Below are 10,620 nucleotides of genomic sequence, written 5' to 3'. Positions count from 1 at the left end.
CTGTTAGGGCGCGGCTGGTAAGAGAGCCTTATAGGCGCATCAGAAAAACCTCCGGCTATGCCGGAGGATATTTATTAGGCTTCCGCTGTGTGGGTATTCAGCAGACTCATGGCATTTTCCGCTGACAGGGCAGGGTTGTTGATGCTGACGCTGGCGCGGGAAATGGCCGCACAGGCCATGGCGAAATGGGCACTTTCCATAAAATCGCCCCCTTCCAGGAAGCTATACAACAGCCCCGCCATAAACGCGTCATCCGCGCCAAAGCGGTCGGCAAAGGCGTGATCCGGTGAGGCCAGCAGGTGCTGTTCGCCATCACGCTTAGAGCAGAACACGGAATCATCGTCCAGATAAACGAAGATGCGATGCACCCCCTGTTCATGGAGCGAATTGACCGCCGCGATTTTGTCCGATTCACGGCGAATCGGCTGGCCCCATAAGATCTGTAGCTCTTGCATCGTGGGTTTCAGGGTGTGAATACGCGACAGCCACGGGCGAATCTTATCGGCTTTGAATTCGGAAACCGTATCGACAAACACCGGGATATTCCCCGCCATGGTGAAGACCCACTCCAGCGCCTCTTCGGTGAGGTTGCAATCGGCCAGTACCACGCCTGCGTGCATCACCAGATCCCGCGAGGCGTTGAGCAACTGCGGCGTCAATTGCTGCAGAATATGGGTATCGTTGATGGCCAGCACCGTCTCTTCCTGCTGATTGGCAATCGACAGATAGGTCGAGGTGTTGTGCCCGTGCAGACGCATGCAGCTCTGTACATTCACCCCCGCCTGGCGGGTCTGTTCCAGCAACGTCTCACCGTAAAAGTCATCACCCACGGCGGAGATCAGATGCACATCGCGGCCCAACAGGGCGAGGTTGTGGGCCACATTGCGCCCCACGCCGCCCGCAGAACACTGAATGCTGCCGGGGTTGGAAGCCGGCTGCGGGTAATGGATATCCGCCATGCCGCGGATATCCATATTGATGGCGCCAAACACCACGCAGTAATCCTGCTCGGTCAGAATGTAGCCTTTGCCTTTGATAAGCCCCTTACGCATCAGGTCCATAATATGGGCGGCGACGCGTGAACGGCTGATTTGCAGGATATCGCCTATCTCATTTTGCTGAATCAATGGGTTGCTGCGCAGGATTTGTAATATCTGTTTTTCCCTGTCATTCATTTACGCCGCGGCCTCTTCATTTTGTTGAGCTTTCAGCCAGGCAATCTCTTCTGCCCAGATGTCCGGGTTGATGGTTTCCAGAATAAGTGGAATACCGTCGAAACGATCGTCTTGCATGATCCAGCGGAAGGCATCATGACCAATATTGCCTTCACCCAGACTGTGGTGGCGGTCAACGCGGCTGGCAAAGGCGCTTTTGGCATCATTCAGGTGCATACCACGCAGGTAGTTGAAGCCCACCACGCGTTCAAATTCGGCGAATACCTTAGCGGTGCTGTCGGTTGTGCGCAGATCATAGCCAGCAGCGAACGCGTGGCAGGTATCAATGCACACGCCGACGCGGGATTTATCTTCCACGCCGTCGATGATGGCGGCGAGGTGCTCAAAGCGGAAACCGAGGTTGCTCCCCTGGCCTGCGGTGTTTTCGATAACCGCGGTCACGCCTTTGGTTTGCGCGAGCACAATATTGATGGATTCGGCGATACGGGCCAGGCACTTATCTTCGTCGATTTGCATCAGATGGCTGCCGGGATGGAAGTTCAGCAGCGTCAGCCCCAGTTGTTCGCAGCGTTGCACTTCATCCAGAAACGCGTCGCGGGATTTCTCCAGCGCCTCTTCAACCGGGTGGCCCAGGTTAATCAGGTAGCTGTCGTGGGGCAGAATTTGTCCCGGCTGATAGTGGTATTTTTCACAGGCGGTTTTGAATTCATCAATCGTCTCGGTGGTGAGTGGCGCGGCACGCCATTGACGCTGATTTTTTGTGAACAGGGCAAACGCAGTGGCTTCAATTTCTGCTGCGCGGATGGCGGCATTGGCCAGACCGCCCGCGGCGCTGACATGCGCTCCGATGTATTTCATGTAAAGACTCCTGTTAAACCCGCCATACGCTTCATCCTTCACACTGCATCGTTGTTGGCTTCACTCACTCACCCCGTCACGCACTTTTGTACGCTCCGGGGATTCTTTCATTTGCCGCCTTGATGCAACGCGAGGGATTTTGCGTAATTAAAAAAACATTTTCCAATAATAGCGGGTTAACAGGAATCAGACGTAAGGTTTTATGCCATCACATGGTGCACCAGCAGGTTAATTGCACCGCCACCGACAATCAGCCAGACAAACAGCGCCAGTGCCATCAGCAATGGTTTCGCACCGGCCTTTTTCAACGCACTGATATGCGTCGTCAATCCCAGGGCGGCCATCGCCATTGCCAGAAGGACTGTATCGACGGTAATCAGTACATTGACCACGCTTTGCGGCAGCAGGTGGAACGAGTTAAACACCGCCACCAGGATAAACAGCACCGCAAACCACGGGATGGTAATTTTGCTTTTTTCGCCGTCTGCGGCAGGATAAAGCTGTTTGACCCGGGATGCGAGCAGAATCAGGAACGGGGCCAGCATCATCACGCGCAGCATTTTGGCAATCACCGCCGCGTTCTCGGCGTCAGGACTCACCGCATGTCCGGCGGCCACGACCTGCGCCACTTCATGCATGGTTGAACCCATATAGATGCCGTATGCTTCCGGGCTGAACCAGTGTGCCAGCAGCGGATATATGGCCGGGTAGATGAAAATCGCCAGCGTACCGTAGATAACCACGGTGGCGACGGCCACGGTCACTTTGCTGGATTCGGCTTTAACCACCGGTTCGGTCGCCAGCACGGCCGCTGCGCCGCAAATACTGCTGCCTGCGCCAATCAGCCAGCTGGTTTTTCTGTCGAGCCCGAACACCTTCTGGCCGAGCAAACAGGCCAGCAGAAAGGTGCTGGAAAGTGTCAGAATATCGATAGCAATGCCGCAGACGCCCACTTCTGCAATTTGCGAAAATGTCAGACGGAAGCCATAAAGAATGATACCGAGGCGCAACAAATGCTGTTTTGACCACAATACCCCTGCATCACAATGACCGGTGATGCGAGGGTAAAGCGTGTTGCCTGCGGCGATGCCGAATAAAATCGCCAGCGTCAGGGCGCTAAAACCCGCACCTGCGACCGAAGGAATATTACCCAGCCACAATGCCAGCCCGGCGATGAACGCACTGAGTAACAGACCCGGTGCGAACAGCGCAATGTATTTCTTGTGTGGAAAATGATGTGTGATTTCGGTCATAACCTTCTCCTTTCTCTGGATAAAAGGTTACGGCGCTCTGGCTTAAAGGTAAAATTGATTATATGTTTATAATTAATCTTTATAAGTGGTAAGCGACCCTTGCCCCGACGGTGAAAATTTATGCATATCACATTACGGCAGCTCGAAGTTTTCGCCGAGGTGCTCAAGAGCGGTTCCACGACCCAAGCCTCGCAAATGCTGTCTTTATCGCAATCGGCGGTCAGTGCCGCGTTGACCGATCTTGAAGGCCAGCTCAGCGTTCAGCTCTTCGATCGTGTCGGTAAACGGCTGGTGGTGAACGAGCACGGTCGCTTGCTCTATCCCCGTGCGCTGGCGCTGCTGGAGCAGGCAACGGAAATCGAGCAGCTGTTTCGTGAAGAGAACGGGGCGATCCGCGTTTATGCCAGCAGCACGATTGGTAACTACATCCTGCCGGAGATCATCGCCCACTATCGGCGGGATTTTCCCGCTCTGCCGCTGGATATGAGCGTGGGCAATAGCCAGGACGTGATCAACGCGGTGGCGGATTTTCGCGTCGATATTGGCCTGATAGAAGGACCATGCCATACGGCGGAGATCATCGCAGAACCCTGGCTTGAAGATGAGCTGGTGGTGTTCGCGCCGCCGGATTCCCCGCTGTTGCAAGGGGAGGTTACGCTGTCGCGGCTGGCCGCTGCGCCGTGGATCCTGCGTGAGCGTGGCTCCGGTACGCGTGAAATTGTCGATTATCTGCTGCTGTCCCATTTGCCGGAGTTTCATCTCGGCATGGAACTGGGTAACTCCGAGGCTATCAAACACGCGGTGCGCCATGGGCTTGGCATCAGCTGTCTGTCACGGCGGGTGATTGCCGAACAGCTCGACGCCGGCTCGCTGGTGGAAGTGCCCATTCCGTTGCCCCGCCTGGTGCGCACCCTGTGGCGCATCCACCACCGACAAAAGCATCTTTCCAGTGCACTGAATCGCTTTTTGCGTTATTGCGAGATTTGATTGCACCAGCAACAGGCAGTTGCACTATTATGGTGCTTGTCTGCCTGCCTTTATCTCTCCTTTATAACTGCTTAGCCCTGCTGTAGCGGGGGCATTTGCGGTTTTATCTCGTTGGCACATTAGTTGCAGAAAGTGATTCAAAGAATCTTTTGTTTCATTAGCGATGAGGTGACGAGAATGAAGAAGTGGATGATGGCAGCGGCGGGTGCGGCATTAATGTTGTCCTGTGCAGGGCAGGCGATGGCCGATCAGTTACAGGATATCCAAAAACGCGGCGTGCTGCGCGTGGCGGTTCCGCAGGACTTCCCGCCGTTTGGCTCGGTGGGAACCGATCTTAAGCCGCAGGGTTACGATATCGACATGGCCGAGTATCTGGCCAAAGAAATGAAGGTGAAGGTGGAACTGGTGCCGGTCACCAGCGCCAACCGCGTTCCTTATCTGCAAACCAACAAAGTTGACCTGGTCATCTCCAGCCTTGGCAAGAATGCCGAGCGTGAAAAAGTGATCGACTTTAGCCGCGCCTATGCGCCGTTCTTCCTTGGGGTGTTTGGTCCGAAAGACGCCACTCTGGCAGATGCGGCCGCGCTGAGCGGTAAATCAGTGGGCGTGACCCGTGGTGCGGTGGAAGACATGGTGTTAAGCGATCTGGCACCGAAAGATGCCGACGTCAAACGCTACGAAGATAACAACACCACCATCTCTGCCTATCTTTCCGGGCAGGTGCAGTACATGGCGACAGGTAATGTTGTGGTGGCCGCGATTGCCCGCCAGAACCCGGAAAAAGCGCCGGTCAGCAAATTTATGCTCAAAGACTCGCCGTGCTTTATCGGGCTTAAGAAAAACGAGCCTGCGCTGAAAGCCGAAGTCGACAAGCTAATTGAACAGGCGCTGAAAGACGGCACACTCAATAACTTCTCGCAGAAATGGATGCAGGCACCGCTGCCCGCCTCGCTGGGCGCGTAAGGGCCTGGCATGACGACGACGCTTGATTTTGCCGCGCTGTGGCCGTTCTGGCCGCAGCTGCTCGCGGGGCTGTGGACCACCTTAACCTTAACCATTCTGGCGACCGTCGGCGGCGTGTCGCTGGGGATTCTGGGCGCGGCGCTGCGTAGCGGTAAGCCATCGCTGGCCAGCCATATCTGGGGCGCTTACGTCGAGGTTATTCGTAATACGCCGTTCGTGGTGCAGCTCTTCTTTATCGTTTTCGGCCTGCCCAGTCTTGGGCTGAAATTAACGGCAGGCGAGGCGGCGTTGATCGCCATGCTGGTGAACCTGGGGGCTTACAGCACGGAGATTATCCGTGCCGGGATTCAGGTGGCACCAAAAGGGCAGTGGGAAGCGGCGCGGGTACTTGGGCTTACAAGAACGCAGACCTTTATCCGCGTGATTCTGCCGCCGTCGCTGCGGCGCATTTATCCGGCGCTGGTCAGCCAGTGCATTATCGTGATGTTGGGATCGTCGGTGGTGTCGCAGGTCTCCTATGAAGAGCTGACGTTTGCCGCAAACCTGATCCAGTCGCGTACGTTTTTGAGTTTTGAAGTGTATCTGATCACCACATTGCTGTATCTGGCGCTGTCACTGCTGATGCGTCAGGTGTTGATGGCGGCGGGAAGAAAGTGGTTGGGGAGCGAGAGTTGATGAGTACATTTACCGACTGGGATATTCTGCGCAACCTGCTGCTGGCAGCGCGCTGGACTTTGCTGCTGTCGCTGATCGCCTTTGTCTGCGGCACGCTAGTGACGCTGCCGCTGCTGGTATTACGCATTAGCCGCTGGCGCTGGCCGAAACGTTTTATTAGCGCCTATGCCGCGCTTTTCCAGGGCACGCCGCTGCTGATGCAGCTCTTTCTGGCGTTCTTCGGTATCGCGCTATTCGGCATCGACGTAAGCCCGTGGACGGCGGCCACGCTGGCGCTGACGTTATTTACCAGCGCCTTCCTGCTGGATATCTGGTACGGCAGCATCAAAGCGTTGCCGAAAGGGCAGTGGGAAGCCTGTCGCTGCCTGGGATTGAGTTTCACTCAGACGCTGTTTCGTGTGATTGCCCCGCAGGCCATTCGTATTGCTATTGCGCCGACGGTCGGGTTTTCCGTGCAGGTGATAAAGGGCACGGCGCTGGCGTCGATCATCGGCTTCGTCGAGCTGACCAAAGCGGGCACCATGCTGAACAATGTCACCTTTGCACCGTTTAAAGTGTTTGGCCTGGTTGCGCTGGGCTATTTCCTGATGTGTTACCCGCTGTCGCGCTACAGCCGTTATCTGGAGAAGAAATTCCATGCCGCTCATCACCATTAATGACGTGCAAAAATACTATGGCGAGAACCATGTGCTCAAAGGCGTAAGCCTGGATATCGAAATGGGCGAAGTGGTGTCGATCATCGGGCGCAGCGGTTCCGGGAAAAGTACCTTGCTGCGCTGTATGAACGGGCTTGAAGGCTACCAGGACGGCAGTATTAAACTCGGCGGGATGACGGTCACCGACCGGGAGTCGCAGGCGCGAGAGATTAGCCGCTCGGTGGGAATGGTGTTCCAGAGTTTTAATCTCTTCCCTCATATGACCGCGCTGGAGAACGTCATGCTGGCACCGCGTCGGGTGCTGAAACTGCCGGCGGATGAATGCCGTAAGCTGGCGATCGAGATGCTGGAAAAAGTCGGTCTCGGGGAGCGAATCGATTATTACCCGTCGAATTTATCGGGCGGGCAACAGCAGCGCGTGGCGATTGCCCGTGCGCTGGCGATGAAACCGAAAGTGCTACTGTGCGACGAGATAACCTCGGCGCTGGATCCGGAACTGGTGGGGGAGGTGTTGCGCGTACTGGAGCAGCTCGCCGCCGAGGGGATGACCCTGATTCTGGTGACCCATGAGATGAGTTTTGCCCGCGAAGTGGGCGACCGGGTGGTGTTTATGCATCAGGGAAAAGTATGGGAGCAGGGGGAAAGTAAGTCGTTCTTTACCCAGCCGAAGACGCCGGAATTGCAGCAATTTATCGCCTCGGTGCGGGGGTTGAATTAGGTCTTTCTGTTTTCCCCCCACGCTAACCCAATGAGGGGGAAAATGCGGCTCTGGTGGTCATTCCGTTCACCTTATATTCTTTGCTTTTCTGTCGCGACAGAACCCGTGAACTTGCCAGGGTGACTCACCGCCACCACCCTGGCGACCCGGGCTCCCGGCCAGGAAAATCGCCGCTTCGCGGTCCACTCGTCTTATGCCGTCTGACTTTCGGGTCGGGGACCAGCTTGGATCCTTGTAGGCTATCCCCTCCGCCCGCGTCCCTGCGGGCGGCCCCGGTCAGCCGTCAACGCCTCATCGATTTTCAGCCGGACCCAGTCATCGCTGTAACTGTTTCATTCTCATTAGCGGTGTTATCGCTGTAAAACGTAATATTACTGGGGATCCCTCAGCCCTGGGGGAGAGGGGACTGCCTGGTGCGGTTTTCACCCTCGCCCCTATGGGGAGAGGGCTGGGGTGAGGGGTATCATCCACTGCTTTACTTATAATCCACTGGCTATCATGAAGGTCTCTAATAAGACGTGGATTGTGCCGGAAGGAAGCCATTTCGTTTGCTACAATCGCGCCTCATTTTTTGGATGGATAGCATTTTCTTATGGTTTCCGAAACGAATACCACACAAGCGCCCACGCTTCGCCGTGAACTCAAGGCGCGTCACCTGACGATGATCGCGATTGGCGGATCAATCGGTACAGGGTTGTTTGTCGCATCAGGGGCGACGATTTCTCAGGCAGGCCCAGGCGGCGCGCTGTTCTCCTATATTCTTATCGGTCTGATGGTGTATTTCCTGATGACCAGCCTTGGCGAGCTGGCGGCGTATATGCCGGTTTCTGGCTCTTTCGCGACCTACGGTCAGCAATACGTTGAAGAAGGTTTTGGCTTCGCGCTGGGCTGGAACTACTGGTACAACTGGGCCGTCACCATTGCCGTTGACCTGGTGGCTTCGCAACTGGTGATGACCTGGTGGTTCCCGGATACGCCAGGCTGGATCTGGAGCGCCGTGTTCGTGTGCGTGATCTTCTTGCTGAACTACATCTCCGTTAAAGGCTTCGGCGAAGCGGAATACTGGTTCTCGCTCATCAAAGTGGCCACCGTTATCATCTTTATCGTCGTTGGCGTGATGATGATTGTCGGCATTTTCAAAGGCACCCAACCTGTGGGCTGGAGCAACTGGACGACGGGCGATGCGCCGTTTGCCGGAGGCTTTGCGGCGATGATTGGCGTGGCGATGATTGTTGGCTTCTCCTTCCAGGGTACCGAGCTGATTGGTATCGCGGCGGGTGAATCCGAAGACCCGGAGAAGAACATTCCGCGCGCGGTGCGTCAGGTGTTCTGGCGTATTCTGCTGTTCTATGTGTTCGCAATCCTGGTTATCAGCCTGATCATTCCTTATACCGATCCGAGCCTGCTGCGTAACGATGTGAAAGACATCAGCGTCAGCCCGTTCACCCTGGTATTTGAACATGCGGGTCTGCTGTCTGCGGCGGCGGTGATGAATGCCGTTATCCTGACGGCGGTACTGTCGGCGGGTAACTCCGGTATGTACGCTTCCACCCGTATGCTCTATACCCTGGCCTGTGACGGTAAAGCGCCGCGTATTTTCGCCAAACTGTCGAAAGGCGGTGTGCCGCGTAACGCGCTGTATGCTACCACTGTGATCGCGGGGCTGTGCTTCCTGACCTCCATGTTTGGCAACCAGACCGTTTACCTGTGGCTGCTGAACACCTCCGGTATGACGGGCTTTATCGCCTGGCTGGGGATTGCCATCAGCCATTACCGTTTCCGTCGTGGTTACGTGATGCAGGGCAACGATCTGAATAATCTGCCGTACCGTTCAGGTTTCTTCCCGCTGGGACCGATTTTCGCGTTCGTTCTGTGCCTGATCATCACCCTGGGCCAGAACTATCAGGCGTTCCTGGCCGATACCATTGACTGGGGTTCCGTTGCGGCAACCTACATTGGTATTCCGCTGTTCCTGATCATCTGGTTTGGCTACAAGTTCTCGAAAGGCACCCGCTTTGTCAGCTACAAAGATATGGTGTTCCCGGAACGCTTTAAGAAGTAACGAATACTTCTTCTGTCGTGACCAATAAAAACGCCCCGGCAATCTGTCGGGGCGTTTTGCTTATCAGGCCTGTGGGGCCAGGGAATTCCCTTACACTTCTTTTTTGCTGACAAAACTGCCGTTTTGCGACTATCGAAGATAGCCCCCTGTCTGTCTCAATACTTTCTCACTCGCGCCCAGACTGGTCTGCACTGGGTGCAATATTGTTCAGAGAGAGAAAGGATGATACGACGATACGGAATGGCGCTGCTGCTGGTTTGCCTGATGATGGTGCCGGTGGGGGTGAAAGCGGCGTGCGGTTTTAAAAGTGGAACCAGTAATATGACCGAGGCCAAATCGCTCACTATGCCAGTCGATGTTTCTATATCGGTCATGTCGACTGCTACCGTGGGGCAAAAGGTCTTCGAGCAGGACATTTAATTGTCAGGTATGAGAAAGGTGAGCATAACCTGCAATAATTTGACTGCTTTTTTTTATACAACATGCTTTCTCTTTCACCCCTACTCTAACCGTGTTTGACAGCGTTACTTACCCGACCGGGGGGCGGGGATTGGTATTCGATTCAGACAAGTATATGGTGATTTTCCGGGGACGATGTACTCTGTCGGCTGTTTATTCGCCAGGACCTGTACATGGAATTCCAGGGGTGCTATCTCATCATTTTATCTGGTCAAAAGGGGCCCGGTGACACCGGGAGTGATTGATATGAGCACCTTCCCGGAATTGGTTTTCAGCATGGGGCAAAGCGGCAACATGGTAGAGATCTAGCGGATCAAAATGTCCGGCACTGTTACAGTGACGGTGCCCACCTGTAATATTATTACCACCAGTAAAGCGATGACCGTGAATCTGGGTAAGCATAAAGTCGCAAATTTCAGCAGCACGGGCAGCGTAAGCGGGTGGGTGGATGCCAGTATTCATCTTGAAGGCTGCGGCCAGTTTTACGGTACGGCGACCAGCAGCTGGGCCACGTTTGACGGGACAAATTTGAATTCGACCAACGCGCTGACCCCCAACCAGCTTAGCATTACGATGACCCCGCGTGATGGAGTGGTGAGTGTGTCAGGGAAGGGCGTGATGAAAATCAAACAGCAGCAGGGCGCTGCGGTGGGGTTTGGTATTCAGCTCTCCCGTAGCCAGAGCGCCGCCGGGGTGATGAATTTAAGCGGAGCCTCTTATACGTATACTGACCCGTTACCTAGATAGTGTCGTCACGAGGATAAAAATCATTGATAATAGGGCCTTCTAATCAGAAGGCCCTATTATCATGACT

At 55.1% G+C, this 10,620-nt stretch carries 11 protein-coding genes; 8 read left to right on the top strand and 3 right to left on the bottom strand.

The genetic code is table 11. The features are described from left to right. Window positions 1-74 precede the first annotated feature (74 nt). From ACSZPU_RS19560 to ACSZPU_RS19550, 3 genes are all read right to left on the bottom strand, one after another. Entirely contained in the window at window positions 75-1,175 is a 1,101-nt protein-coding gene (locus ACSZPU_RS19560) for a sugar kinase (protein WP_499002214.1), read from the bottom strand. Further along, window positions 1,176-2,033: a deoxyribonuclease IV gene (gene nfo / locus ACSZPU_RS19555; protein WP_499002212.1), complete on the bottom strand. Its 858-nt coding sequence runs from the start codon at window positions 2,031-2,033 to the stop codon at window positions 1,176-1,178. It abuts the gene before it with no gap. Between the two features lie 200 nt (window positions 2,034-2,233). Next, window positions 2,234-3,286, bottom strand: coding sequence for a YeiH family protein (locus ACSZPU_RS19550; RefSeq protein ID WP_499002211.1), 1,053 nt, complete (start codon window positions 3,284-3,286; stop codon window positions 2,234-2,236). A gap of 120 nt (window positions 3,287-3,406) precedes the next feature. On the opposite strand from ACSZPU_RS19550, the gene yieE reads away from it, so the two are divergent. The 8 genes from yieE (at window position 3,407) to ACSZPU_RS19510 (ending at window position 10,553) form a co-directional block, all read left to right on the top strand. After that, window positions 3,407-4,273, top strand: coding sequence for a DNA-binding transcriptional regulator YeiE (yieE, locus tag ACSZPU_RS19545; protein WP_499002208.1), 867 nt, complete (start codon window positions 3,407-3,409; stop codon window positions 4,271-4,273). A 177-nt stretch (window positions 4,274-4,450) separates the two neighbouring features. Continuing rightward, window positions 4,451-5,236, top strand: coding sequence for a transporter substrate-binding domain-containing protein (locus ACSZPU_RS19540; protein WP_499002205.1), 786 nt, complete (start codon window positions 4,451-4,453; stop codon window positions 5,234-5,236). A 9-nt stretch (window positions 5,237-5,245) separates the two neighbouring features. Continuing rightward, a complete protein-coding gene (locus tag ACSZPU_RS19535) occupies window positions 5,246-5,911 on the top strand; it encodes an amino acid ABC transporter permease (RefSeq protein WP_499002202.1) in 666 nt (221 codons plus the stop codon). Further along, window positions 5,911-6,567: an amino acid ABC transporter permease gene (locus tag ACSZPU_RS19530; RefSeq protein ID WP_499002199.1), complete on the top strand. Its 657-nt coding sequence runs from the start codon at window positions 5,911-5,913 to the stop codon at window positions 6,565-6,567. The genes ACSZPU_RS19535 and ACSZPU_RS19530 overlap by 1 nt, the downstream gene beginning before the upstream one ends. Continuing rightward, window positions 6,548-7,285 (top strand): amino acid ABC transporter ATP-binding protein, encoded by a 738-nt coding sequence (locus tag ACSZPU_RS19525; protein WP_499002197.1) that lies wholly within the window; start codon window positions 6,548-6,550, stop codon window positions 7,283-7,285. Before ACSZPU_RS19530 ends, ACSZPU_RS19525 begins: the two co-directional genes overlap by 20 nt. Before the next feature lie 592 nt (window positions 7,286-7,877). Then, a complete protein-coding gene (locus tag ACSZPU_RS19520; RefSeq protein ID WP_499002195.1) occupies window positions 7,878-9,347 on the top strand; it encodes an amino acid permease in 1,470 nt (489 codons plus the stop codon). Between the two features lie 222 nt (window positions 9,348-9,569). Further along, entirely contained in the window at window positions 9,570-9,767 is a 198-nt protein-coding gene (locus tag ACSZPU_RS19515; RefSeq protein ID WP_499002193.1) for a hypothetical protein, read from the top strand. Window positions 9,768-10,124: 357 nt separating this feature from the next. Then, a complete protein-coding gene (locus ACSZPU_RS19510) occupies window positions 10,125-10,553 on the top strand; it encodes a fimbrial protein (RefSeq protein ID WP_499002192.1) in 429 nt (142 codons plus the stop codon). The last annotated feature ends 67 nt before the right edge of the window (window positions 10,554-10,620 follow it).

Origin of the sequence: Phytobacter sp. V69, from assembly GCF_965644215.1 — a bacterium.
Taxonomy (GTDB): Bacteria; Pseudomonadota; Gammaproteobacteria; order Enterobacterales; family Enterobacteriaceae; genus Phytobacter.
This window is presented reverse-complemented; position numbering and strand designations above follow the sequence as displayed.

Bases quoted from the DNA above. Each gene is read 5' to 3' on its own strand.
- ACSZPU_RS19560 (WP_499002214.1), bottom strand. From the start codon at position 1,175: ATGAATGACAGGGAAAAACAGATATTACAAATCCTGCGCAGCAACCCA.
- nfo (WP_499002212.1), bottom strand. From the start codon at position 2,033: ATGAAATACATCGGAGCGCATGTCAGCGCCGCGGGCGGTCTGGCCAAT.
- ACSZPU_RS19550 (WP_499002211.1), bottom strand. From the start codon at position 3,286: ATGACCGAAATCACACATCATTTTCCACACAAGAAATACATTGCGCTG.
- yieE (WP_499002208.1), top strand. From the start codon at position 3,407: ATGCATATCACATTACGGCAGCTCGAAGTTTTCGCCGAGGTGCTCAAG.
- ACSZPU_RS19540 (WP_499002205.1), top strand. From the start codon at position 4,451: ATGAAGAAGTGGATGATGGCAGCGGCGGGTGCGGCATTAATGTTGTCC.
- ACSZPU_RS19535 (WP_499002202.1), top strand. From the start codon at position 5,246: ATGACGACGACGCTTGATTTTGCCGCGCTGTGGCCGTTCTGGCCGCAG.
- ACSZPU_RS19530 (WP_499002199.1), top strand. From the start codon at position 5,911: ATGAGTACATTTACCGACTGGGATATTCTGCGCAACCTGCTGCTGGCA.
- ACSZPU_RS19525 (WP_499002197.1), top strand. From the start codon at position 6,548: ATGCCGCTCATCACCATTAATGACGTGCAAAAATACTATGGCGAGAAC.
- ACSZPU_RS19520 (WP_499002195.1), top strand. From the start codon at position 7,878: ATGGTTTCCGAAACGAATACCACACAAGCGCCCACGCTTCGCCGTGAA.
- ACSZPU_RS19515 (WP_499002193.1), top strand. From the start codon at position 9,570: ATGATACGACGATACGGAATGGCGCTGCTGCTGGTTTGCCTGATGATG.
- ACSZPU_RS19510 (WP_499002192.1), top strand. From the start codon at position 10,125: ATGTCCGGCACTGTTACAGTGACGGTGCCCACCTGTAATATTATTACC.